The sequence below is a fragment of the Paenibacillus hodogayensis genome, from assembly GCF_039536325.1.
In the GTDB taxonomy this organism is placed as follows: domain Bacteria; phylum Bacillota; class Bacilli; order Paenibacillales; family NBRC-103111; genus Paenibacillus_AB; species Paenibacillus_AB hodogayensis.
In genome coordinates this window covers 60,901-86,988 of sequence record NZ_BAAAYO010000012.1, presented here as the reverse complement: position 1 = coordinate 86,988, position 26,088 = coordinate 60,901, and the positions used below count along the sequence as shown (strand labels likewise).

At 56.1% G+C, this 26,088-nt stretch carries 15 protein-coding genes; all 15 read left to right on the top strand.

What is annotated here, in order from left to right; translation table 11 throughout:
• The first annotated feature begins 2 nt into the window (after nt 1-2).
• On the top strand, nt 3-2,303 hold the full coding sequence (locus tag ABD796_RS25485) for a helix-turn-helix domain-containing protein (RefSeq protein WP_344913304.1): 2,301 nt from the start codon (nt 3-5) through the stop codon (nt 2,301-2,303).
• A gap of 216 nt (nt 2,304-2,519) precedes the next feature.
• Nucleotides 2,520-4,577 (top strand): hypothetical protein, encoded by a 2,058-nt coding sequence (locus ABD796_RS25480; protein WP_344913302.1) that lies wholly within the window; start codon nt 2,520-2,522, stop codon nt 4,575-4,577.
• A gap of 417 nt (nt 4,578-4,994) precedes the next feature.
• Complete coding sequence (locus ABD796_RS25475) at nt 4,995-6,281, top strand: ABC transporter substrate-binding protein (protein WP_344913300.1); 1,287 nt, start codon at nt 4,995-4,997, stop codon at nt 6,279-6,281.
• Between the two features lie 42 nt (nt 6,282-6,323).
• Entirely contained in the window at nt 6,324-9,047 is a 2,724-nt protein-coding gene (locus tag ABD796_RS25470) for a hypothetical protein (RefSeq protein WP_344913298.1), read from the top strand.
• A 20-nt stretch (nt 9,048-9,067) separates the two neighbouring features.
• A complete protein-coding gene (locus ABD796_RS25465) occupies nt 9,068-11,152 on the top strand; it encodes an alpha-L-fucosidase (protein WP_344913296.1) in 2,085 nt (694 codons plus the stop codon).
• Nucleotides 11,153-11,188: 36 nt separating this feature from the next.
• On the top strand, nt 11,189-12,097 hold the full coding sequence (locus ABD796_RS25460; protein ID WP_344913294.1) for a Gfo/Idh/MocA family protein: 909 nt from the start codon (nt 11,189-11,191) through the stop codon (nt 12,095-12,097).
• Between the two features lie 66 nt (nt 12,098-12,163).
• A complete protein-coding gene (locus ABD796_RS25455; RefSeq protein ID WP_344913292.1) occupies nt 12,164-13,234 on the top strand; it encodes a Gfo/Idh/MocA family protein in 1,071 nt (356 codons plus the stop codon).
• 48 nt (nt 13,235-13,282) lie between these two features.
• Nucleotides 13,283-13,996 (top strand): GntR family transcriptional regulator, encoded by a 714-nt coding sequence (locus ABD796_RS25450; protein ID WP_344913290.1) that lies wholly within the window; start codon nt 13,283-13,285, stop codon nt 13,994-13,996.
• Nucleotides 13,997-14,115: 119 nt separating this feature from the next.
• Nucleotides 14,116-15,618, top strand: a complete 1,503-nt coding sequence (locus ABD796_RS25445; protein WP_344913288.1) for an IMP dehydrogenase — start codon at nt 14,116-14,118, stop codon at nt 15,616-15,618.
• 418 nt (nt 15,619-16,036) lie between these two features.
• The gene (locus ABD796_RS25440; protein WP_344913286.1) at nt 16,037-17,398 is read left to right on the top strand and encodes an extracellular solute-binding protein; all 1,362 of its coding nucleotides are present in this window, start codon (nt 16,037-16,039) and stop codon (nt 17,396-17,398) included.
• A gap of 119 nt (nt 17,399-17,517) precedes the next feature.
• The gene (locus tag ABD796_RS25435; protein ID WP_344913284.1) at nt 17,518-18,873 is read left to right on the top strand and encodes an ABC transporter substrate-binding protein; all 1,356 of its coding nucleotides are present in this window, start codon (nt 17,518-17,520) and stop codon (nt 18,871-18,873) included.
• 113 nt (nt 18,874-18,986) lie between these two features.
• Complete coding sequence (locus ABD796_RS25430; protein ID WP_344913281.1) at nt 18,987-21,917, top strand: hypothetical protein; 2,931 nt, start codon at nt 18,987-18,989, stop codon at nt 21,915-21,917.
• Nucleotides 21,918-22,033: 116 nt separating this feature from the next.
• Complete coding sequence (locus ABD796_RS25425; protein WP_344913279.1) at nt 22,034-22,237, top strand: CsbD family protein; 204 nt, start codon at nt 22,034-22,036, stop codon at nt 22,235-22,237.
• Nucleotides 22,238-22,437: 200 nt separating this feature from the next.
• Nucleotides 22,438-24,183: an ABC transporter ATP-binding protein gene (locus ABD796_RS25420; RefSeq protein WP_344913277.1), complete on the top strand. Its 1,746-nt coding sequence runs from the start codon at nt 22,438-22,440 to the stop codon at nt 24,181-24,183.
• A complete protein-coding gene (locus ABD796_RS25415) occupies nt 24,180-25,967 on the top strand; it encodes an ABC transporter ATP-binding protein (protein WP_344913275.1) in 1,788 nt (595 codons plus the stop codon). Before ABD796_RS25420 ends, ABD796_RS25415 begins: the two co-directional genes overlap by 4 nt.
• Nucleotides 25,968-26,088: the final 121 nt, after the last annotated feature.

Sequence of the window (26,088 nt, the reverse complement as noted above, 5' to 3'; positions counted from 1 at the left end):
CGGTGTTGATACATAACATAGTCGGCAGAAAGCTGTCGTACAAAAAGAAGCTATTGTTCTTCTTGCTGTTGATCGGCATTGTACCCATGCTTTTGCTGGATTGGGTAACGAGCCATTTGTTCGTTCAACAGATTCAGCAGGAGGCGGACCGAAACCAGCGCTTGACGTTACACCTGCTTTACGACACCTTGAACGACAAAATTTCGGACATCACCCTATCATCCCTATCTCTTGCATCAAATATCGTCTTGGAAAAATCGGTTGCCGCAGGACCGGGCCCGGAAAGCTTTCCCCTCACTATGGATATGATCCAGACCATTCGCCGCAGCTTGGCCTACTTCCCCCTGAAGCTGAATGTATCCGTGCTCTATTTGAAACATAACTATGTGTATTCCGATCTTCATATAGCACAGACGCTAGAGGAAACCTCCTACCCAGACATCCTGCGTACCATTGTCCCCCCAAACCATTCGCCTTTTTACATAATGCCCGACACTTTTCCAAGCCAGCCCGATTTGCTGGCGTTCCGGCCCATTCCGCTCAACTCCATGTACACCGAGGGCGTTCTGGTGACGCATCTAAGCTCGACGGACCTGTACGGGCTTATAGACGATTTGGAGCTGGACCGCAGAAAGAAGATTTATGTGATCGATGAAAAGGGGCGCGTGTTCTTCAGCAGAAGCCCGGAAGAGATCGGAACCGTACTGACCGCCGACGACGATCTTTATTCCTATTGGCTCGACCCGGCGGCGTACGGCGACAACGTCGTGCTCGATCATATCCCCTATACGGCCAGCGCGCAAAAATTGGATTTTACAAACTGGACCTGTATCGTAATGACCCCTTATGAAGAACTGGCGCAAAAAACCACACAAACGAGACAGGCGATGCTGTCGATTGAAGCTCTATTCGTGCTTTTGTGTACGGCTATCCTCTTTTTCGGTTTTCGTAGATTATTCCGCCCTTTTCAAAGCGTACTGGCCCAAATTCAACTAGCAGGAGGCGCCGCGCCCCCTTCCGATAACGAAATGGAAGCGTTGCATACGGTGCTTCATCGGTTGATCAGCACCAATAAGCAGCTTCAGGACGAAATCAAGGAGCAATTGCCGCTAGCCAAGGAACGATTCTATCAGTTTCTGATCAACGGCGAACTGGATGAACATGAAATAAAGCGTCTGGCGGATCGGTACGACCTACCGTTATACGGCGCATGGGTTTATGTTGGCGTTGTTCGGGTTGACGATTATATCGGATTTCAGCAAACGTACCGGGGCAGGGAACGTTCCGTTCTTCATGATGCGTTGAGAAAAGCAATGAAGGAATTAGGCGGGGACAGGGTGCCTTCCGTCACATTTGTTCCCGAACCCGGACAAGTCGTCGTTTTATTCGCTGCGGAAAAAGCGGATAATGCGGTGCTGGAGCAAATCAGCGGGGGGATCCAACAATTTCGCGCCCAAGTTGCAAATGACTTCGGATTTACGATAAGCGCGGCTATTAGCGATGCAAGACGGGAGTACGACTGTTATCGCGCGGGTTATCAGGAGGCTATGCATATTTTGAGTTACCGGCTGCTATTCGGCCATAACGTCACCATGACGTCCGAGGATATCGGGAAACGGGCATTGCTTCCATCGGAGGAGTCGGTGCTTCGGCACCCGAAGTCGATTGTTTCGCAGCTGCTTCAGGGGCATACGGAAGGGGCAATCCTGGAGCTGGAGCAATGGCTGGAAGACGTTCGCCGTTATGCGCCAAGCTCGGAACATGCGGTTGGATGGGTTTCCTATTTGTTGGGCGAATTGGGGTACAAGCTGGATGAGGTAGGTTGTCCCCTTCATGAAATCGTATCCTACGACTTTTTCGCCAGGCTGCATAAGATGACGGGCCTGTCGGAGGTCCGGACATGGCTGGAGGAGGAGTTATTTGCCGAAGTCGCGTGCCGGCTCGAGCTGCTTTTGGACTCCAAGTCCAAGCGGGTAGTCCGACAGGTCGAAGCTTATTTGAACGAGCGGTACGAAGAGGATATCACTTTATTATGGACCGCAGACCGGTTCGAAATCTCCCCTTCCTTTCTCAGCCGTATTTTCAAGGAAACGACGGGCCGTTCCTTCAGCGATTATTTGCTGGAAATCCGATTGAACAAAGCGATGGAATGGCTGACGCATACCGATTGGCCGCTTCAATATATTTCGGAAAAGCTGTGTTATTCCAACGTACAAAACTTTTCGCGCATATTTAAGAAAATAATAGGCGCTCCCCCGGGAGAGTATCGCAGGCAGCGGCGGAACGAGAGCCGATCGTCTTGAAGGCGTGCTTGGCGGAGACGACAAGTATCCTTTTCAGCCGGGTTTGTATCTTTTCATGATGCGGCCGGGAACAAAAGATTATTGCATGGAGCATGACGCTGCTCCTACACTGTGAGTGCGATGACTGGGCATGCTAGCACAGATTCATCCTGCATATTCCGACTGAACCGGCCTAAGCGCCAGTTGTCCACAATAACGATGTGGGAGGAGATTGGAATGGGGAAGAAGAGGAATTGGCTGAGAACGACTGCCGGGGGATTGGTTATGGTTTGGGGGTTCTTGTTGGCAGGAACGGCGCCGGCGCACGCTTCGGGAAATCTGTGGTACGACAAGTACGTTTATTTCGAGTCATTAAACGGCAACCGATGGTACAACCTAACGAATGCCAACGCGTTGGGCTGGTCGGAAGCGTATTTGCTGCAAACGTATTTGAATGTGTATGAAGCAAGCGGGGAGACGAAATGGCTCGATAAATTCGTTCTGCATGTCGATACGATTATCGGCAACGCCAACGACTTGGACGGGGACGGCTATCTGGGATGGGAAAACTACGAGGCGAGCCCCGCCAAGCTGGCCAACGGGGATTTCGAAACGGTTAGCCCGAGCGACAGCTCTCTCCCTCAGGATTGGTCACGCTCCCCGTCCACCGTGGCCTCGTCCGTCTACCGCAGCAATGCGACAGGCGACTATAACAGCGGCTCTTGGGGCGTCGTATTGAAAGCGAACGGCGTCGATTATCAAAGCCTGACGCAGACTTTGGCTTCTTACGATCCGGAAGTCGTGTATACGCTGCGGTTCAATGCCAAGACCGACGGCTCGGCGGCAAAAGGCAAAGCCTACGTTTACGACAACACCACCTCGACCGTACTGGCGGAGGTAGTCGTAAACAATACGCAGTGGAAAACATACGAATTCGATTTTATTACGCCGCCGGCAGGCCATGATTTACAAGTTCTTTTGACGCATCAGGACTATTCCGTGAATGGCGGCAAAGCGTATTTTGACAATGTGAAAGTAAGCGGCCGGTTTCCTTACATCGGATTGGACGGGAACCTGGGCTTGTCGTTCTCCAAGTTTATCAAGTTCGTTCACGAGAACACGGAGCTGCAAAGCGCTTATTTGACCAAGGCCACATCGTATTTGGACTTCCTGGAGGACAATATCGTGCCCCGCTGGCAGTACAGCAGCTACATCGGCAATACGTGGGTCGAACCGACGCCGACGACGGGCTACTACATCAAACCGAACAATTTGGTTACGTTTACAAACGAAAGCACTTGGAAAAATCCCGAGGGCATACTGCCGTACAACCATTTCTTCATGTTCAGCCTCATGCTGAACGACCTCTATGACGTTACCGGAAATACGGCGTATAAGGACAAGGTGGATAAGATCAATACGTATTTCAAAAATAACTTGCAGCTTCAGGGAACCGGGTACAAATGGAAATACGTCGTCGGCGGACAGATTGAGGATGTCGGACACGGCAATCTCGATATTTACTCCGTGCTGCAGCTGTTTAATAGCGGGCGAGTCTTTGACGGTACCGACATGATCCGTTTTACGAATACGTTAGTGGATAACATGTGGAATCAATCCCTGACGGCTCCCACGGTCGGGATCGTGGTAGACGGATCGAACAACGCCAACATTACCAAGACGCTGTCCTTGAACGCTTGGACGAATTTGGCCCAATTCGACCCGATTCCGTGGAAAATCGCTGCCGAGCAGTACCGGAACTTGACGCGGGTCTCGTCGGTCGGACAAGCGTTGGCGCTGTCCGAAATTTTAAAGTGGGACCCAGAGAAGCTGGTTAACCGGGGCTTCGAGTTCCAAACGGCGGGGGACAGCACCTTGCCGGCCCGTTGGAACCGCTCCAATGCGACCAGCGCGCAGGCGTACCGGGACAATGCCAATAAAAAGTCGGGCTCATACGGTGCGACACTCGTAGCCGGAGGGACAACGGAGCAGGCCCTGTATCAGAACTGGACCGACTTTACGGCAAATGCCAATTATACGCTGACGTTCGACGGTAAGACAGATACTTCCGGCGGCGGAGGCAAGGTTACGGTGTACAACGAAACGGCCGGAGCCGTGATGGCATCCCGTTCATTTTCCAATACGGATTGGGATACGATGAGCTTTACCTTTAACGCCCCGGTCAGCGCCACCGATGAGGTGAGAGTGTATATCGGTCACGACATCACGACTATCGCGGGCGCCAAAGCTCACTTCGATAATGTGACGATCAAAAGAACCGGAGACACTTGGTAATAGGAAAAACAAGGAGGCGCGGCGTTCCAGTCCGCCTCTTTTCCTTTTTTCGGGCGAAACCGTAAGCGATTACAACACAGTGGAGGAAGATACTCGAGATGGGAATATTTTGTACAGAAAACGGTTGACCGCGCCAAACCTGTTATGTATTATATATAATATATATTAGATATTCTAAAATAAATCGCATGTCGGTCATGATTCGGAGAAGGGTGTCATCCCGACTGATCCGGTCAATCCCTTGGGGGGATAAGAACAGAGAGACAGGGTCGGCGGAGCGGAAGAGACAGGACGGAGGAGGGGCGATAAGCGGCAGGCTTGGATTGACGGCCGGTTCGGCGGAATGACGGAACGGGCAAGAGTTTGTGGGCAGGGCATTGAAGTGGGAAGGAAATCCTGGGGCGGGGTGGGGTCAATTTGTTCAAAATCAAAATGATCGCCGGCGCAATGGTAGTAAGCCTGATGGCCGTTGCTGCGGCAGGCTGCGGGAGCAAGGGCAAGGAGCCGGAAACGGCGCCAACGCCGGTTATTAACAATGATCCGGCTATAGTGAGGCTGGCGGGCCAACTGACCAACGAAGATTTTACGGTTTTTGCGAAGTCTGTACAAAAAAAGTATCCGCACATCACCATCGAGCGCATCAATACGGCAGAGAAGGGACAGTCGGTTCCGGAGCTTGTAGCGGCGGGCATCATTCCCGATCTTATCTTGGCGCCCCCGCTCAATATATTGCCTTTTCAGGCGCTGGGGCTGTACTACAAGGTGGAGGAACTGGTCACCCGGCATCGGTTCGATCTGAATCGCATCAAGCCCGAATACTTGGAATCGATCAAGGTAGGCAGCTTCTCGGACTATCTGGTAGGATTACCGATCTATAACAACGGCTTCGGTTTGTTCTACAACAAGGATTTGTTCGACCGCTTCGGCGTCCCTTATCCGAAGGACGGCATGACCTGGCAGGAAGTAACGGAAATGGCGGTCAAGCTGACCCGAGTCGAGAACGGAGTCGCTTATTACGGCCTGCATCCCAACAGCGTCATGTGGGGGGCGTATCAGCTCGGATTGCCGTTCATCGATACGGCGAACAACAAATCGATGTTTCAATCGCAGGGCTGGAAAGACCTGTTCCAGATGTGGCAGCGCCTGTATACGGCCGGAGGCAACATCGTTCCGAAAGCGCTTGCAGCAATCAAAGGCTTTCAGGATGGCCAAATCGCGATGACAATGGGGTACAGCTCGATCCTGGACGCGACGGCTAAAGTGAAGGATTTGAACTGGGATATGGTGACTTACCCGATCAATCCGGATGCTCCGGGCATAGGTCAGCGCGTCGATTCCATCAATCTCGTCGTTACGGCGCAGAGCAAAGTCAAGGATGCCGCCTTCCAAGTCATCGAGGTCATCTTGTCCGAGGAAGTGCAGACGGAGCTGTCCAGAAGCGGGAAGGTATCCGTACTCAAGGATCAGAAAGTTCATGACCAGTTCGGACAGTCCAATGCCGATCTGCAAAAGAAAAATGTCGTTGCTTTGACAAAGCCGAAGCTGGCGATCGTCCAGCCGTTCAAATTCCCTTTTGCGACGAACCCCGCCACTTTAATTAATAACACGTTCAATTCGGTCATTTATGATCAGAAAGACATCAATACGGCTCTGCGGGAAGCGGAAGAGAAAGTGAATACGGATATCCAACTCTTGCTTAAATGACAGGGAGACAGCACTCATATTCCATAACGAAGAGGGGATTGGATGAGCAGCGTATACGAGAAGCGGATGCCGGAGCAGTTTCAGGAAAGCAAAGGAATGACGGCATTGGAATTTCCGCATTTTCCGACAAGAATGCAGGCATTCGTCTGGAGAAACTGGGGTCTCGTCCCCGTGGAGCGGTTGGCCGGCGTACTGCGCACGGAGCCGGTCCATGTGCTGGAGCTGGCACGGGGGATGGGGCTGCCCGTTCCCCCCGACGTGGACCCGTTGTGGCTGCAGAGAGGGTACATTACGATCATTCGGGCCAATTGGCATTTGCTGCCCTACGAACAAATGATGGATTTGCTGGAATGGGACGCCGGGAAGCTCGCCTTTACGCTCAAAGAGGACGATTTTCTGTGGAGCAAGGTGGGCAGGCTGAAGCCGCAAACGCCCGTTCTTCGCTACCGGGCGCTGACGAAGGAGGAAGCGGCACAGACCGTACGGATGCGCGAGCGGTTTGCGGCATGCTTCGATTCTGCGGGACATCCGGACAAGGAACGGGGCCCGGCGGCGGAGAAGCCGTTTGACTTTTTGCAACGCTTCGACCGGCGGCCCCCGTCGCCGCCGCAAGAGCGCAAGACAGCGGTAGACGGACGATCGCTCAAATCCGCGAGCGCGGGGAAAGAGGGACTTGTCGAATTAAGTTCGGCCTGGACGCTCGTCTATCCCGATGGCAGCAAGCCGGTCCGGTCATTCGTAAGACGGTTCGCCGACAAGCTGGAGCGGCAGTGGGGCGTACGCATCGGTACGGCTGCCGTCGACGAGCAGGGCAATTCCTCGCAGCCGGAATTCGCGCTGACTTTGCAGATCGGCCCGGACGATGCTTTGCTTGCCGAGAGCCACGAATTGGAAGTAGCTCCCGGCCGGATCGGCATCCGTTCTGTGGACGAACCGGGGCTGCTCAGGGGGCTTCAATGGTTGACGCAGGAAATGGAAAGGCAGGGAGGACCAGGCCTGCCCGTCGGCAAAACGATCCGTCGCACGAAGTTCGATTTACGCTACATCTATTCGTACTTTGCCGTATACGGCGATCCGCTGATGGACGAGAAGCTGGACCCGTACCCGGACGGCATGCTGGAAAGCTTGTCGGAGCGCGGGGTAAACGGCATATGGCTGCATTGCGTGCTGTTCCATATGATTCCTTGGAAGGAAGCGCCCGAGCTGTCGGACGGCTGGGAACGGCGCATAGCCGGACTGAATCGGCTGATCGAGCGGGCTGCCGATTTCGGCATCGGAGTGTTTTTGTACTTCAACGAGCCGCGCGCCATGCCTCCTTCCTTTTACGAGACAAGACCGGAATGGAAAGGACATTCCCTCAATGTGCTCTACCCGGCGCTCTGCACTTCGCATCCCGACGTGCAGCGCTTTCTGAGGGAAAGCACGGCGCGGCTGTTCCGCGAAGCGCCCGGACTGACAGGGTTGTTCACGATCACGATGTCGGAGAATGTGACCAACTGCTATTCCAGGGCGGCCGGCGGCGTGACGGATTGTCCGCGGTGCAGTGCGAGACGCCCCTACGAGGTAGCGGCGGAGGTGAACCGGATCATTGGGGAAGGCGCCCGCAGCGCCAAGCCCGATGCGCGGATTATCGCGTGGACGTGGGGATGGTCGGCGGGACTCGGCTGGAAGGAAGAGGATACCGCACTTGCCATCGGACAGATGCCGGAACGCATGTCCTTGATGTGCACGAGCGAAACGGGTATCCCCACCCAGGTGGCGGACGTGTCCGCGCGGGTCGCGGATTATTCGATGTCGGTCGTCGGGCCGGGGGAGCTTGCCTTGCAAAGCTGGACGGCGGCGCTTGAACGGGGCATGTCCGCGATGGCCAAGGTGCAGTTGAATAACACGTGGGAATGCTCGGCGGTACCGTTCTTGCCCGTATTCGATCTCGTGGAGGAGCATGTCGACAATTTGCGGCATTCCGGCGTTACGGGGCTGATGCTGAGCTGGACGCTCGGAGGATACCCTTCGCTCAACCTGGATATGGCCGCAGGGTATTATTGGGAAACGATGTCGGATACGCCGACGATTCCGGTCAAGCAAGACGTGCTGGGCCGCAAATTCGGCGAAAGGGCGGCGACGATCATCGCCGAAGCCTCAACTGCTTTCAGCGAAGCTTTCCGGCAATTTCCGTTCCACCTGCGCGTGCTGTACCGGGCGCCGCAAAACTTCGGGCCGGCCAACCGGTTGCATTTGGAGCCGACAGGCTACGAGTCGACGATGATCGGCTTTCCTTATGACGATCTGGCGGGTTGGCGGGCCGCTTATCCGGCCGATGCGTTCCGCGAGCAATTCGGCAAGCTGACCGAAGGCTGGCAGTACGGGTTGCAACGACTAAGCGAAGCGGGACCGCATATTGCTGCGGAAGGAGAAGAGGAATATCGCGATCTGGTGAATGCCGCCGAGGGAGCCTATTATCATTTCCGCAGTACCTACATGCAGACCCTGTTCGTCATGAGCCGGGACGCCTGGATCGCGGCTGTCGATCCGGACGAACGGGAGGCGGAGCGGCGGAAGATGCTTGCCGTTATCGAGGAGGAAATCCGGCTTGCCCGATCGCTGTACGATCTTGCGGCGACCGATTCGCGAATCGGCTACGAAGCGAGCAATCATTATTATTATACGGCCCAGGATTTGCGGGAAAAGGTGCTGAACTGCCTGGATCTGAAAGAGCGGCTGGAGAGCGCCGAAAAGCCGCTCCCAGGTTTACACGGCCGCGCTTAACAAAGGAGGCTTTGCTGCGAATGACGGGTAACCGCTGGTATCAACAGAGCTATCGCCGCAATTTGGTCGATATGCATATCGCCGACTGGGATGAGAAGTTTCTATCCGAATTCGACCCCAAGACGTACGTCGATATGCTGGAGCTGTCCGACGTCAACACGGCGATTATATACGCCGGCTCCTGCGAGGGCATATGCAATTGGCCTACCAAGGCCGGACATATGCACCGCGGGCTGAAAGGCCGTGACATCATCGGGGAGCTGCTGGAGCTGTGCCGGGACCGGAATATCCATACCGTCGTTTACTTCAATATGTATTCCCGCTGGGCTTACGATACGTATCCGGATTGGCGAATCCATACGGTCAAGGGGCAAACGTCGGTGGAGCGGGGAAGCCGATACGGGCTGATGTGCCCGAATTCGTCCTACGACGAGTATGTGGTCGCGCAGATCGAGGATCTATGCGACAACTACGAGTTCGACGGCATATGGATCGATATGATCGGCTGGTATAATTCGGTCTGCTACTGCCGCCATTGCCGGGATAAATTCGCGCAGGCGACGGGTCGGGCGCTCCCCGAGACGATCGACTGGAGCGATCCCCACTGGGTGGCCTTCCAGCGCAAACGGGAAGAATGGGTGGCGGAATTCGCCGCCAAGATGACCCGTGCGGCCAAGGCGATCAAGCCCGACGTTTCTTTCGTCCACACGTGTACGACGGGACTCCGCGGCTGGGGCGGAGGCGGATCCTATGCGTTTTATCGCGAGAGCGAATATTTGGCCGGCGATTTTCTCGACGATCCCGTCAAGCAATCGTTCGTCTGCAAATTTCTGAACACGATGAGCGAGAACAAGCCGATCGAGTTCATGACGCCGCGTTGTCTCAATCTGAGGTACCATACGACGACGAAATCGCGGGAGACGCTGCAGGCTCAAGTGTTTTCCGCGATGGCCAACCAGGCGAGCTTCCTGTTCATCGATGCGATCGATCCCGTCGGCACGTTGAATCGCGATGTCTATACACTGATGGGCGATATCTTTAAGGAAACGAAGCCATATGAGGCTTACTTGGACCCGCATGCGAAGCTTTGCGCGGATGTAGGCATTTACTTCAATTTCGAATCGATGATCGATTGGGAGGACAACGGCAAATACGTCCTGAACGCCACACGAGAAAATGTGCCCGTGCTGCGCCTGATGAACGTAGCCAAGACGCTAATGACCCGCCATATCGCTTACGGCGTCGTCTCCGGTAAAAACTTGGCGGAGCTGTACGACTATCAGGTCATTGTGCTGCCCGAAATCATTTCCTTGAACGAAGCGGAAAAGGAAGCGCTCCGCCAGTATGTGGCGTCGGGCGGGAGCGTATATGCGAGCAGGCACACCTCTTGGACGACAGAGAGGGGAGAAGCGGGCGGGGATTTCGGTTTGGCCGATCTGTTTGGCGTTTCCTATACGGGAGAGACGGTCGAGAATATTACGTATATGTCACCGACTGCGGAAGGGGCCGCCTGCTTCCAGGATTCAACCGAATATTACCCGATGCTGTTCTCCGGCCGGCAGGTGAAGATCGAGGCAAACACGGATGTGAAAGTGTTGGCGAAGCTGACGCTGCCCTTCACCGTGCCGACGGACAACAACCGCTATGCCGTCGGCACGAGCAATCCGCCCGGTATTCGTACGGAGCAACCTGCGCTAGTCGTGAACCGGTACGGAAAGGGCAAGGCGATGTACAGCGCCGGCGATTTCGAACGAATGACGGAGAATCAACAGCGCGACGTATTCGCCCGGCTTGTCCGGAGCCTAATGTCCGGGCCGCCGCTGCTTGCCGCCAATGCCCCCAAGCCGGTGGAGGTCACCTTATTCCACCAGCCCGGGCAGCAGCGCTATATCGTCAGCTTGATCAATTTTCAGAGCGACATGCCGAACATCCCGATTCACGATATCGAGCTCGGAATTCGATGGAGCGGGGAACGGAAAATCGACAGACTGCTTCTTCTTCCGGAAGAGAAGGAGACGTCCTACGTACTGCGGGACGGCTATGTCCGATTCTCCGCGCCTAGATTGGATACGTTCCTGATGTTGGCGTTGTGCTATACGGAATAGCCGCAAAATGCGGCGACCATAAGGAGTGATCGGAGCATGACGGAATCGCGGCAGTTGAGAATCGGAATGATCGGACTGGATACGTCCCATTGCGAAGCTTTTGCCAAGCTGTTGAATGACGAACAAGGGGAGCATCACATTCCCGGAGCGCGGTTGACCGCGGCCTTCCCTGCGGGATCGCCGGATATGGAGATGAGCATTTCCCGCGTCGGGAAATTTTCCGACTCGCTGCGCGAGCAGTATGGAGTACGCATCGTGGACTCCGTCGCCGAATTGGCGGAGCAGACGGACGGCATTCTTCTAACTTCGGTGGACGGCCGCGTGCATTTGGAGCAATTTTGCCAACTGCTTCCTTATAAGCTGCCCGTATTCGTCGATAAGCCTTTCGCCACCGCCTCGGCCGATGCCGAACGGATGCTGCGGCTAGCCGAGGATCACGGTATTCCGCTTATGACCTGCTCGATGCTGCGTTATGCGGAGGAATTAACGGAGGCGCTCAAGATGCCGGATCGGGGCAAAGTCACCGGTATCGATTGCTACGGCCCGTTCTATCTTGAAGAAACGGCCCCGGGGTTATTCTGGTATGGCATCCATTGCGTCGAGATGCTGTACCGCGCATTCGGCGCGGGCTGCTCGCACGTGACCGCGACGACCCGGGGCGATCATGACATCATCGTGGCGGAATGGAAGGACGGAAGGCTGGCTACGCTGCGCGGCAACCGGGCGGGAAACACGAGATTCGGCGCCGTCGTGCATCATGAGAAAAACTCGCTGCCGATCGATCCGCGCAGGGGACGGCCGATGAATGCCGTATTAATGGAAGCCATCCTGGACATGTTCAGAACGGGAGTTTCCCCGATCGATCCGGCAGAATCGTTGGAGATCATCCGCTTTATCGAAGCCGCGAACGAGAGCCGCGGGCACGGGAGAACCGTCTCGCTGTAAGCGCCGATCGGCTGAGTACAGCCAGGCTTGCGAGCGCCAGAGTGAGCAGAAGGAGAGAATGCGACAATGGGAAATCCGATACGGGTAGGCATTATCGGTCAAGGCCGAAGCGGTTACCGCAATCATGCGATCATTTTGTCCGCGATGAAGGAGCAGTATCGGATCGTGGCGGTATCCGATCCGCAAGAGGTGTCGCGCGACAGGGCTGTTCGCGAGTTCGGATGCGACGCCTATGCGGACTGCCGGGATATGCTGCAGAGGGGCGATCTCGATCTGATCGTCAATGCGGCCCCGAACCATCTGCATGTGCCTCTGTCGCAGGAGGCGCTGGAACTGGGGCACCATGTGCTGTGCGAGAAGCCTTTGGCTCGGAGGGCCGAGGAGGTGGACCGGCTGATCGCCGCGGCGGAGCAAGCCGGGAAATGTCTCGCAACGTTTCAGCAATCCCGGCTGGCCCCCGCTTTTCAAAAAATAATGGACATCGTGCAGTCCGGCGTTCTGGGGCGGATCGTGCACGTGCGCATCGCCTACAACAACTTTGCCCGCAGATGGGATTGGCAGACGCTGCAAGCGAACCATGGCGGCAGCCTTATGAATGCCGGGCCCCATCCGCTGGACCAGGCGCTTCGGCTGCTCGGCTCGGAGGAGATGCCGGACGTGTTCTGCAAGCTGGATCGGGTCAACACGTTCGGCGACGCCGACGATTACGTCAAGCTCTTGCTGAAGAAAGAGGGACATCCGCTGATTGATTTGGAAATCTCCTCCTGCGATGCTTATCCGCAGGATACGTACCATATTTACGCCGAGTACGGCGGAATAAGCGGGGATTACCGAAGCTTGAAATGGAAGTACTACGACCGCTTGCAGGCACCCGAGCAAGTTCTGCTGCGTCATCCGATGGTGAATGCGAACGGGGAGCCGGACCATTGCAAGGAGACGCTCGTCTGGAAGGAAGAGAGCTGGGCAATATCCGACGAAGAGAAGAAGCGGCCGTTGCAGCGGGTGTTCTACGAGAAGCTGTACGATACGTTGGTCCACGGCGCTCCGCTCGTTGTAACCCCGCAGCATATTAAGCAGCAAATCGCCGTTATTGAAGAGTGCCATCGGCAAAACCCTCTTCCGCGATTTGCCGATTAACTTTAGGTAGCCATGCGATATCAAAATCCAGAAAAGGAAAATGCGCCTATGGAAGACACCATCGACAAAATGAACCCGCTGTTTCAGCGGCAAAATGTAAGCGAAGAACTGATCAAAATGATCAAGAAACAAATATTGGCGGGCGATCTCAATCCCGGCGACCGGATCATAGAGTCGAAATTGGCCCGGCAGACCGGGCTGAGTCAATCGCCAATCCGCGAAGCGCTGCGTCAAATGCAAGGAGAAGGCATCATCAAGATCGTGCCGAATAAAGGCCCTTCCGTCGTCGCGCTAGAGATGAAGGATATCTTTGAAGTGTATTCCATCCGCAGCATGTTGGAAGGGCTGGCTATGCGCATGGCCGTTCACCATGCTACGGACGAGGAGATCGAAGATCTGGAGAGGTTTTACCATTCGATGGAAGCCAAGCTTCATGACGATTCCGTGGAATATTTACTGGAAGAATCTTTGCAGATCCACGAGACGATTATTCGTCTGTCGAATCATTCACGTTTGCACAAGATGTATCAATCGATCACGTTCCAGGTAGCTCTGGTGAATCGGATGCTTGGGGTGCGTTCATCGAAGGCGCAAGAGGTGGAGGAGCACGAGGAACTCATCGTAGCCTTGAAGAAGCGTGACCCGGATGAAGCGGAGCACATTATGCGCAAGCATATATACCGGTCATATTGTCATTTTGTCGAACGGCATGGGCAGAAAAGCGAAATGGACACGTTTGGGGAAAAGATGTGGTATGAATAGTTAGAAGTCTGACAGCGTCATGCAACTGCCCGAAGCATCGTGAAAATACACGTTGCTTCTTTTCATTCCGTATGGTATGATTGCAAAAATTTATTGAAAACCATGGAGGGCAGAGGAAAGTGGCGTATTATTACACGGAACCATCCCGGACATTTAGCGAGTATTTGTTGTTGCCGAATTTGACGTCCAAGGACTGCAATCCTTCGGGCGTCAGTCTGAAGACGCCGATCGTCAAGTTCAAACAGGGCGAGCAACCGGCCGTATCCTTGAATATTCCGTTCTCATCGGCAGTCATGCAGGCGGTATCCGACCACAATATGGCGGTTGCCTTGGCGCGGTGCGGCGGAATTTCGTTTATTTTCGGCTCGCAATCGGTCGAGGATCAGGCGGATATGGTTCGGAAGGTCAAAGGCCACAAGGCCGGTTTTGTCGTAAGCCGCTCGAATTTGACGCCGGATCATACGTTGAAGGACATCCTCGAACTGAAGGAACGGACGGGACATTCTACCGTGGCGATTACCGACGACGGCACGCCGACAGGCAAGCTGCTTGGCATCGTGACGAGCCGGGATTACCGCTTGAGCCGCGACTCGCTGGACAAAAGGGTCGGGCAATTCATGACGCCTTTCTCCTCGCTGATTTATGGAAAATCCGGCATTACGCTTTCCGAAGCCAACGACCTGATTTGGGAGCATAAGCTTAACTGTCTGCCCATTGTCGGCGAACGGCAAAATCTCGAATACCTCGTCTTCCGCAAAGACTACGACGCGCATAAGGAAAATCCGTACGAGCTGCTGGACGCCAACAAAAGCTACATCGTCGGCGCCGGCATCAACACGAAGGACTACGAGGAGCGGGTACCCGCGCTTGCGGCTGCCGGCGTAGACGTGCTTGTGATCGACTCGTCGGACGGGTATACGGAATGGCAGCGCGAGACGGTGCAATTCGTCAAATCCCGTTTCCCGCAAATGAAAATCGGCGCCGGCAACGTCGTCGACCGTGAAGGGTTTCTTTACCTGGTGGAGGCCGGAGCGGATTTTGTTAAAGTGGGCATCGGCGGCGGTTCGATCTGTATTACCCGGGAGCAGAAAGGTATCGGCCGCGGCCAGGCTTCGGCCGTGATCGAGGTCGCTGCAGCCCGAGACGAATATTTCCGCGAGACCGGCATTTATGTGCCGATCTGCTCCGACGGGGGGATCGTGCACGATTACCACATTACGCTCGCTTTGGCGATGGGAGCCGACTTCGTCATGATGGGCCGCTACTTTGCCCGCTTCGACGAAAGTCCGACACGCAAGCTGAAGGTGGGCAACAACTTCGTCAAGGAGTTCTGGGGCGAAGGGTCCAACCGGGCGCGCAACTGGCAGCGGTACGATACCGGCGGCAAGCAGGGGCTCGTCTTCGAGGAAGGCGTCGATTCGTACGTGCCGTATGCGGGTACGCTGCAGGAAAACTTGGACAAGACGATCCACAAAATCAAATCGACGATGTGCAACTGCGGTTCGCTTTCGATTGAAGAGCTGCAGCAGAAGGCTCGCATTACGCTCGTATCGGCGACCAGCATCGTCGAGGGCGGCGCCCACGACGTCATTTTGAAGGAAAGCAGCTTGTCGGGGGAATAAGCTGCACTGGACAGGGCTCTTGCTCAACCGCATGGACAAATCGATTGCCGATGAAGAGCTGGTTCCATGGAGCCGCCAGCCACCCTACAGTGAAGACCGGAAAGCGGGATAGGAGCCCGTTTTCCGGTCTTTTGGCGTTCACTGCACTGATGAAAAGCCAGGTGACAAGGCGGGTATTTCGTAACCTCAGGTATGCTTTAATGTACAAAAATAAAGTAGGTTGTAGTGTATAAAGTGGCGTTGACACCCTTTATCAGGCGATAATATAATGGCATTAACTTACAAGATAATGACTGAAGATAGTTGATGTACATAAAATATGTCTATTATGTACATTAGAATTTCGATGGTGTGAAGCGGCGAAATCAGAGACGTTGCCGGCTAACGGATATCGCGCTCCGAGGAGAGGTGAAGCTCTATGAAAGCGAAGCCGACCCAGCGGGAGTTTCGGCTCGAATTGGAACGGATGGTGCAGACGCTGCGCGACGAGATCGTAAGCGGCGCATATTCGCCCGGGCAATATTTGCCCTCCGAGCCGGCACAGGCGAGGCGATTTGGACTCAGCAACAAGTCGGTGCGCAAAGGACTGGAGCTGCTCGTAGAGGAGGGGCTGATCGAGAAAATTCCGAAGGTGGGCAGCCGGGTGATGGCGCCCAAGAGCCGTATCAGCCTGAAGCTGGGACATTACCAGAAGGATATCGGCAATATGGACCTGCCCGCTCTGCTGGCCGATTTTCAACGGCGGCACTCGTGGATCGATGTGAAGGCGGAGCCGTTTGCGTCGAACGGAGGAATGGACGCGGAGAATATCAGGCGGTGCGATCTGATTATGATGAACAACGAGCATTTCGGCTATCTGGCCGAGGCCGGTCATCATCGCTTGCTGCTTCCATTGGAGGAGAAATCAGGCGTCCATTCTATACTGAACGGCTGCTTTCAGCGCGACGGACAGCTATATGCCCGGCCGTTGATCTATTCGCCGGTTGTGCTGTGTTACAACAAACGCCATTTTCGCGAACAGGGACTGCCGGAGCCGGACGGAGGGTGGACATGGGACAATCTCGTCCGCAGCGCCACTCGTCTGACGGAAGGCAACCGTTTCGGATTTTGCTTTTACCTGGCGAACGTGAACCGCTGGCCGCTATTTCTTCTGCAAAGCGGAGAGCGCTTTCAGAAGAGCGGCGGACAATACGCCGACGTTCAGGAGGGCCCGCTGCTGGGCGGAATCCGACTGTGCAAGCAGTTGATTCGCAACAGCGAGATGTTCCCGCTGTTCATATCCGAGAGCGACGCCGACATCGTGAGCATGTTCCTCGAGGGCAAGCTGTCGATGGTGCTGAATACGTACATGGGCATGAACGAGTGGCGGCAGTCCGGGATGGAGTTCGATATTTCGCCGGTGCCGTATATGAGCCGGCCGATGACGCTGACGATCGCCGAGGGGGTCGGCATAAACCGGGCCACTTCCCACCCCGAAGCCGCGCTGCTGCTGGCGGACTATTTGGCGGGCGAACAGGCGCAGTCGCATATCCGCAACTATACGCTCAGTTTGCCGGTCCTGCAAAGCGTAAGCGACGGACCAAGACCGAAAGGGGTGGCATCGCCCGAACGGTACATGCTGTACAGGGAAATGATGTTCTCGTTGTGTACACACGACGAACTGGGCTTGCCCTGGTCCAAGACAAGGCGCTTCAGTTATTTGCTGAAAGCGTACTGGGCGAACCTGATCGACGATAAAGAGCTTTGCGACAGGATCAATGGCGAACTGGCGACGCCGTAGACGGAAGAAACGGGGGCGCTGCCCGAGCGGGGCAGCGTCAGATCCGATCCCGGATCGGTTTGGGACGAAACAAAAGGGAATCATATGAAAGCGCTTTATAAGGAGGATATTCAAATATTATGAATATGTTTAATGATTTTACACGAAGTAGAGCAGCATGGTGCTTGCCGGTACTGATCGGAGCGGCTGTATGTACGAGCGCATGCAGTGGAGGAGCCGATTCCGGTACCGGTGCGGGAGGAAACAAGGGAGTCACGGCCGGGACGACCGATGACCGGCCGAAGCAGCCGATCGAGCTGACCGTGTATGCGGCGGGGGTTAGTCCCGAGGAGTTCGATTCCCGGTTTCGCGATGTGCTGAAGGCGAAATTTCCGCACATTACGATACAGTACCGGACGAACACCAAAGGCAACTCGTTGGAAGAGCTGGTGTCTGCAGGCATGGTTCCGGATCTGATCCGTACCGATATTCCGACCTTGAAGTCCAGCTACCTCGATCTGGAGCTAGGCTACGATCTGACCGAGCTGATCAAGGCCAATCGGTACGACATGAGCCGATTCGATCCTTCATTCACGCAGGAAATGGCCGATGCGGGCCGCACAGGAGCGATATACGGTTTGCCGGTGCCGCCGTATTTTCCGACCGTGCTCTACTACAACAAGACGCTGTTCGACAAGTTCGGCGTGCCCTATCCGCGCGACGGCATGACATGGGATGAGGTATATGAGACGGCGAAGAAGATGAGCCGCAGCGAAGGCGGAACGGTCTACCGCGGCTTCAGTGCCAACTTCAACAGCATCTTGCGCGACAATCCGTTTTCGCTGCCGGTGTTGGACCCGATCACCGACAAGCTGGCCGATCTGGAAACGTGGAAAAAAATCTTTAACAACTACAAGCGTTTTTACGACTTACCGAACAATACCGTCGAGAAGACGATGAATGAGGAGAATAACGTTTTCGGCAAAGGCAATGTAGCGATGCAGGCCAACCAGCACAACATTTATTTGATCATCCCTCCCGAAATCAATTGGGATATCGTCTCGCAGCCGATGATGGCCGACGCGCCCAAGCGAACCGGACAACGAGGTCCCGCCTATTGGTCGATTACGCGGCAGAGCCGCCATAAGGAGGAAGCGTTCCGCGTCATCATGGAAATGCTGACGGACGAGGTGCAGTTGGAGGACGCGAAGAAAGGCATTCCGACAACGCTTGTAAAAAAGGAGATCCGCGACGCACTTGGCCAAGGGCATCCGGTGTACGGCAGCAAAAACATGAAGGCGATCAGTTACAATGAGCCGTCCGCCCCCACGCCCAAGCGCAAGCCGGAATTGACGGACATAAACGGCGGCTCGCAGACATCGGTGCTGTATCAGCAATTTATCCCCTTTGCGCAAGGGAAGAAGGATGTGAATACCGCTCTTCGCGATGTGGAGGAGAGCTTGAAGAAGCTGCTGGAGCAGGAGAAGAACAAGTAGCGGCTCCCAGGGGGCTTTGGAACGCAAATCGCAGCGCCATCGCCTTGACTTTCGGGGGAGCAGACGGACAACAATGGCGGATAGGGCGTACCAAAACGGAGGGGTTGTTTTTTATGGAACATGAAACGAATGTAGAGGGGCCATCCTTGCCGAGCCGCCGTCGGCTGCTGGCAGCGCTGGGCGGAGCCGGAGTGGCGCTTGCCGGCTCCGCGATGCTGCAGGAATCAAGCTGGGGCCAATCGATTACGTCCGCAACCTACGGCAGCGGGGGCTCGACGGGCGCGGGAATCGGCTGCCGGGCGTATGCGACTGTCGCCGACTTGAAAGCGGATACAAGTATCGTTGAAGGCATGCTGGTGATGACGGCGGGCTACTACGCGCCGGATGACGGAGGCGCGTCGGAGTATGTAATCCGGGCGGGAACGTTGGTCGATGACGGCGGCAGCGTGATCGACGTGCAGAATGGGCTTCAAGCTGTGCTGCTCGTGAAAGGGCATATTCGCTACAAGCAGTTCGGGACCGTCAGCGACGGCGTTAACGATGACGGGGGGCAGATCAAGAAGGCGCATGCGTTTGCCAATACGCGGCGCGTGCCGGTCATCGACGAGGCGGGCGAATACTGGATCAAGCAGACGACGATGATCGTCATTCAGACGAATGTCCGCTGGGGCCAATCGAAGTTCCATATCGACGAAAGCTTTAACTCCAAAGCCCAAGCGCGTTTTCATGTGCTCAGTCGCCAAGACCCGGCAGCGATTTCGTTCGACGCGGCGACCAAGGCGTCATTTCTGGCCCGCATGCGCCCCGGCACGACGCTGGTGCCGGAGCTGGCTGCCTACAAAAACACGCTGGTATTCATCGTGGACGACAACGACAAGATCGGAGCGCGCTACGGCTACCCGGGACAGAACGGCTGGAGCAAGGAAGATTTCTTTTATGTCGAAGAGCACGGGCGTATAGTAGGCGAGATCGCTTGGTCGTTCAACGATTATACGAGCTTGACGGCGTACCCTGCCGAGGAGAGCTACCTGGTCATCGACGGCGGCTCCTTCCTGCTGTCCGGCAACAATCCCGGCAACAACAACAGCGCCTACTGGTACAACGGCTTTCTCGTCAAGCGCAGCCGGACGACGATACGCAACCAATGGGTCGGACTCGAACACGGGGCGAGCGACACGTCCCTTGATCCGCGATACGGCTTCTATTACTTCAATTATGCTTACGAGGTGATGCTGGAAAACGTGCGTGCGATTCCATATGAGCAAAACCGTCCCGGAACCGAGTATGTGCTGATCGGAACGTACGGCATTGGCGGGCGGCGCGTGCTGAACGCCACCTTCCGCAATGTCACGGCAGAGGGCTCCATGTATCACTGGGGCGTGTTCGGCACGAACCTGTTCAAAAACTTCCGTATCGAAGGCTGCCGGCTGAACCGGGTCGATGTTCATTTTCACTGTTGGAATCTGTATGTCTCCGATTCCGAGATCGGCTATCGCGGGTTTACGCTGACCGGAGGCGGGGATCTGGTGATCGAGAACACGAAGCGTTACGGCAACCAGTTCATCGGCTTCCGGCAAGACTTCGGGGCCAGGTGGGACGGACATATCCGCATCCGCAACTGCCGGCTCATTGTGGAAAACGGCGGTGCCCAGGTCACGGGGCTTGATTTCAGACCGGCCGATTTCGATTACAAATACAGCATCGGCTACGGGCGGTCGATCCATATGGAAAACTTCGTCTTCGACTATACCGGTCAGACGAATGTGAATGGCGCATGTCAGCTGATACGCCTCGCTGGCTTTTCAAAAATCGCCTCAACCGGCTCGCGGCTTTTTTTCCCGCAGTGGATCGAGTGCAGGAACATTACGGTCGCAGGACGCGACCAAGGCGTTCGCATTATGCAAATTTCCAATCCGTTTAGCTTCGATGTGGGCAGAGCCGGCGGCCTGGACGGCCAGCGTCTGCTGACCAATTGCTACATGCGATTTGAAAACATTGACGGGGAGAAGGTGCCGCCTCAGCCGTCCGAGGGGACTGCTTCCAGCAGCTTTTTGCTGAACGCGCTGGGCACTACTCCATATGACGATCAATACGCGCTCTTTCCGAAAATCGAATTTATTCATGTGGGCGATTTTTGGGGGCACTTCAAGGGGGCGGCGGCGAACGTCACGGTAAGGGACAGCACAGTAAACTGTATGGACAATTACAGCGGGGGACAGATGCGCGGCAGTCTGGTGCTCGACCAATGCGATATTCGGCCCGACGCCGTCGATGACGGTAAAGTGCTGTACACACTGAACGCCCAGTTCGGCACGACATTTCTCAATTGCACGATCCATGCGCCGATCTTGAACGGCGTCGCCCGTCCCGATCTGTTTGCCCGCCACGGCTTTATTGACATCAATCAGAAGCTGATGTGGAACCATGTCAATACGACACTGGCCAAACAGTTGGTCGATTATTACGCGGGAATCGGCAATCCGGTGCTGCCGGAGTTTTACGCCATGCTCAAAAGCCATCATGCCAGCCAAGGATCGCAGATGGCCCGGCGCAAGGGCACGACGGCCCAGCGGCCGTCCCCGGCCAGCTTCTTGTCGGAGCCGGGCTTCACTTACTTCGATACGGAGCAGCAGCAGCTGGTCGTCTGGGACGGAGCGCAGTGGGTTGCGCCAAGCAAGGGGGGCGATGTCTGGTCCTTCTATCTGGCCGGTCTGTCCTCGGCGCCGGCGGGCACCTCGTTCAAGCGCTCAGAGGCCCATCCATCCCAGATGTACATGGCTTCCCGCTCCGGATCGGTGAAAGCTTTCACCGCTTATGTGAATGCGCCTACTCCGGGACCGTCGTTTACTTTCGAGTTGTGGAAGGACGGTTCCTTGTGGATTGGAGGCTTGGCGGGCCCAGGCGCTTCCGGCAACCCGCTTATGTCCCCTGTGACTGGCGCCGCCTTCGGAGCGGGCAGTCGAATCGAGGTCCGGTTTACCGGTGCGGACGGAGGTTTGGTTTCGGGCGCCTACGCAACGCTGGATCTGCATATCGGTTACTAAAAACGGCGAGCCTGCACACGGTTTCCCGCAACAGTTGCTCCCCAAACTGATTAACCTCTCCCTCCATGGGGTAATACCTACTTGTACAGCCAATCTTACATGGAGGAGTGATCGGTATGAACAGCGAACAACTGAAAGGGAACTGGAAGCAGGTGAAGGGCGAGGTTCAGAAGCAGTGGGGCAAGCTGACTAACGACGACCTCGATGTCATAAACGGCGAGAAGGAAAAAATCGTAGGCAAGCTGCAGGAGCGCTACGGCTACGCGAAAGAGCATGCGGAGAAAGAGTACGATCATTGGTGCTCCGCCCAGCGCGTGTAAAATAACGCCAGGGAGCAACGGAACAGCCGAAGCTGCGGGGGAAACCCCGGGCTTCGGCTTTTTTGGTTTAGCCTAATGCGGCAGCACAATGGAGCGCAGTCGCAGGTCCGGAATAGTTGCGTTATACCCAAATTGTATCTCTATTGTCTCGCCCCTTGGTGTATGATGGTGGTTATCCAAATCTCAAGGGAGCTTATTCTATGCCGCCACATAAGCAAGTATCCATGCTCTGGCTGCTGCGGTACCTGGCTGCCGTCAAGGGCAGAATGGCGCTTTTGCTGCTGCTGTTGCTGGCGGCGACCGCCTGTCAGCTGGTGAACCCGCAACTCGTTCAACGTTTTATCGATACGGCTGCGGCAAAAGGAGACATGACTCGCCTGCTCGGGCTGGCGGGTATATTCCTGCTTGTCGCGGTGTGCAGTCAACTGTTCACGTTGATGCTGAACTACTTGGGGAACGACGTCGCCTGGAGGGCGACCAACCGGCTGAGGGCCGATCTGCTGCAACATTGTTTGCGGCTCGACATGCGCTTTCACAACCTGAAAACGCCGGGCGTGATGATCGAACGGATCGACGGCGACGTGACCAGCATGTCCAATTTTTTCGCCATGTTCATCGTGCAGATTTTCGGCAGCTTCGTGCTGCTTGGCGGCATTCTCGGCTTTATGTTCGCGTATCACTGGCCGATTGCCGTGGCGATGACGGTATTCACCGTGCTAGCGATTGGCGTGATGGCGGTCGTTCGCAATTTGGGGGTGGCCAGTTCGCAGGCCGAGCGGGAAGCGAGCGCCTCCATGTATGGCCTGATCGAGGAGCGGCTGGCCGGTATCGAGGATGTGCAGACCGGCGGCAATGTGCCGTATGTGATGAACCGGTTTCATCGGGCGATGCGCTCCGTTTTCCAGAGAGGGCGGAAGGCGTGGATGCTGAGGGTCGTCCCCTGGAACGCCACCGTCATTATGTTTACCGTCGCGGTTACGGTCGTGCTGTTGATGGGGGTCCGTCTCTACGTGAGCGGCGAACTGTCGCTCGGCATGCTGTATTTGATCTTCCAATATACCCAGATGCTGAACGAGCCGATCGAGCAGTTGGGCAACCAGATGCAGGAGTTTCAGAAAGCGAAGTCCGGCTTGCGCCGATCCCGCGAGCTGCTGTCCTTGCAGAGCGAAGTGGTTGACGGCGACGGGAGCGAGCTTCCCCCGGGTCCGCTCGGCGTGGAGTTCGAGCAGGTCCGCTTCGGCTACAGCCAAGACAAGACGGTGCTCCACGACATCAGCTTCTCGCTGCGTCCCGGCGAGCGGCTCGGAATCGTCGGCCGGACCGGGAGCGGCAAGTCGAGCATCAGCCGCCTGCTGCTGCGGCTGTATAACCTCGACGGCGGCGTGATCCGGGTCGGGGGCGTCGATACGAGCACGCTCCGGTTGGATGCGCTGTACCGCCGCGTAGGTATGGTGACGCAGGAGGTGCAATTGTTCGACGGTACATTGCGCGATAACTTGACCCTGTTCGACAGCGCCGTGTCGGACGAGACGATCCTGCACACTACCGACCGGCTGGGGCTGAGCGGCTGGATCGCGGGGCTGCCTCACGGATTGGATACCCATCTGCAAGCAGGCGGAAGCTCGTTGTCCGCCGGCGAAGCGCAGCTGTTCGCCTTGACTCGGGTGTTCCTGACGCAGCCGAGTCTGGTCATCCTTGACGAACCTTCGTCCAGGCTCGATGCGGCGACCGAGGCGGCACTGCAGGGGGCGGTAGATCAATTGCTGGAGCGCTGTACCGGCATTGTGATCGCTCATCGGCTGGCTACGTTGGAAAGGATGGACACCATTATGGTGCTGGGCGAAGGGCGTATTCTAGAGTACGGTGCTAGAATGGACCTGGCCCGCGACCCGGCCTCGCACTATTCGGCGCTTCTGAGGGCCGACAGACAGGAGGAGCCGGCATGACGGTAGGGTATTTCATGAGACGGATGCTGGGGTACCGGTTGACGCTTTTTGTAGTCAACGGACTTTTGTGGGGTTTGTTCCACTCGATGCCGCTGCTTGTCGGTCTCGGCATGCAGTGGTTTTTCGACCGGGTCGCCAGCCAATCTATGGAGTATATGTGGTTGGCCGTTCCGCTGGTCGCCGTAGCATTGGTGCGACTTACGCGGGTCGGCGTGTTTTTCGTCGCGTTCTACCAATGGGTGACGTACTTCTACCATATTCAGGCCGTCTTGCGCACGAATATGCTCAAAGGGATGATGCGGTGGCCCGGACGCAACCTGCCGGCTTCGCCGGGGGAAGCGATGACGCGTTTTCGCGAAGACGTGGACGAGGTCGTGGAATACGTCGAATCGTGGGTCGACTTCTGGGGACGGCTGATTTTCGCAGCAGCGGCGATCGCGATCATGGCGTCAGTCCATGCGACTATAACGGCGGTGGCCGTATGTCCGCTGCTGGTCGTCACCTTGCTGAACAACTTGTCGGGGAACCGGGCTAGACGGTACAGCCGGCTGAATCGCGAGGCGACGGGTCGCATTACCGGGTTTATCGCAGAAACGTTCGGCGCCGTTCAAGCCGTCAAGCTCGGGCAGGCCGAGGGGCATGTGCTGAACCGCTTCGTGAAGCTGAATGAAGACCGCAGACAAGCGGCGCTTCGGGACAATTTGTTCAAAAAATGGATGCAGTCGCTGAACCAGCATGTGCTCAGCGTGTGCACCGGAATCATCTTGCTGATGTGCGCCTCCGAAATGCGGGCCGGGCGGTTTACCGTAGGAGATTTCGCGCTGTTTACGTCGTATTTGGCGATGTTCGCCAGCAGCATCTCGCTGTTCGGGTACATGGTGTTCCAGCACAAGAGGCTGAGGGTATCGCTGGACCGGATGCGCATCCTGTTCCGTCCGGGCGAGGAAGACCGTCTGGCGGAGTACAGCGAGCCTTATCTATACCATGCTCCGCCGGAGAGGGAGCGGGCAGCCCACGGCGAGGAGGACGCCTTGCAAAGCCTGGACGTGCAGGGGCTGACCTACGCGTATCCGAATACGGCTGCGGGCATTGCTGACATCGGCTTTCATCTGGAGCGAGGCCAGTTTCTCGTCGTTACCGGACGAATCGGGTCCGGCAAATCGACGCTCGTCCGCACGCTGCTGGGGCTTTTGCCGAAAACGGGCGGAACCGTCCGTTGGAATGGGAGGGAGATCGTCGATCCCGCCGCTTATCTGATCCCGCCCAGGATGGCGTATACGCCGCAGGTGCCGCGTCTGTTCAGCGATACGCTGCGGGAAAATATCGTCCAGGGCCATCCGGAGTCGCCGGAGGCGCTGGAGCGCGCTATTCGCCTTGCCGTCATGGAGACCGACTTGGCGCAGCTGGAGCAAGGGCTGGATACGTTCGTCGGACCGCGGGGCGTCATGCTGTCCGGCGGTCAGATCCAACGGGCCGCCACGGCCCGGATGATGATGACGCAGTCCGATCTGCTCATTTTCGACGACTTGTCGAGCGCGCTCGACGTGGAGACGGAGAAGCGGCTGTGGGAGCGGCTTTTTGCCGAACGACACGTCACATGCATCGCGGTCTCCCACCGCCGTGCGGCCTTGGCACGAGCCGATCATATTCTGGTCATGAAGGACGGACGGATCGAAGCCGAGGGGACGCTTGACGAGCTGCTCAAGACGAGCCGAGAGATGCAGCTGCTGTGGCAGGGAGAAAAGTCGGTGGACGAGGAAGAAGGGGTAAGTCAGCTCATATAGAAGAGAGAAGGGACCTCATCTTCCACGTAACCGTGGAGTTTGGGGTCTTTTTGTTCCGTATGGGGGACGACAAATCGTTGAACCATCAGCACTTTTTTCGTACAATAAGAGAATGGTGAGA

Bases quoted from the DNA above. Each gene is read 5' to 3' on its own strand.
- ABD796_RS25480 (WP_344913302.1), top strand. From the start codon at position 2,520: ATGGGGAAGAAGAGGAATTGGCTGAGAACGACTGCCGGGGGATTGGTT.
- ABD796_RS25470 (WP_344913298.1), top strand. From the start codon at position 6,324: ATGAGCAGCGTATACGAGAAGCGGATGCCGGAGCAGTTTCAGGAAAGC.
- ABD796_RS25465 (WP_344913296.1), top strand. From the start codon at position 9,068: ATGACGGGTAACCGCTGGTATCAACAGAGCTATCGCCGCAATTTGGTC.
- ABD796_RS25460 (WP_344913294.1), top strand. From the start codon at position 11,189: ATGACGGAATCGCGGCAGTTGAGAATCGGAATGATCGGACTGGATACG.
- ABD796_RS25455 (WP_344913292.1), top strand. From the start codon at position 12,164: ATGGGAAATCCGATACGGGTAGGCATTATCGGTCAAGGCCGAAGCGGT.
- ABD796_RS25450 (WP_344913290.1), top strand. From the start codon at position 13,283: ATGGAAGACACCATCGACAAAATGAACCCGCTGTTTCAGCGGCAAAAT.
- ABD796_RS25440 (WP_344913286.1), top strand. From the start codon at position 16,037: ATGAAAGCGAAGCCGACCCAGCGGGAGTTTCGGCTCGAATTGGAACGG.
- ABD796_RS25435 (WP_344913284.1), top strand. From the start codon at position 17,518: ATGAATATGTTTAATGATTTTACACGAAGTAGAGCAGCATGGTGCTTG.
- ABD796_RS25430 (WP_344913281.1), top strand. From the start codon at position 18,987: ATGGAACATGAAACGAATGTAGAGGGGCCATCCTTGCCGAGCCGCCGT.
- ABD796_RS25425 (WP_344913279.1), top strand. From the start codon at position 22,034: ATGAACAGCGAACAACTGAAAGGGAACTGGAAGCAGGTGAAGGGCGAG.
- ABD796_RS25420 (WP_344913277.1), top strand. From the start codon at position 22,438: ATGCCGCCACATAAGCAAGTATCCATGCTCTGGCTGCTGCGGTACCTG.
- ABD796_RS25415 (WP_344913275.1), top strand. From the start codon at position 24,180: ATGACGGTAGGGTATTTCATGAGACGGATGCTGGGGTACCGGTTGACG.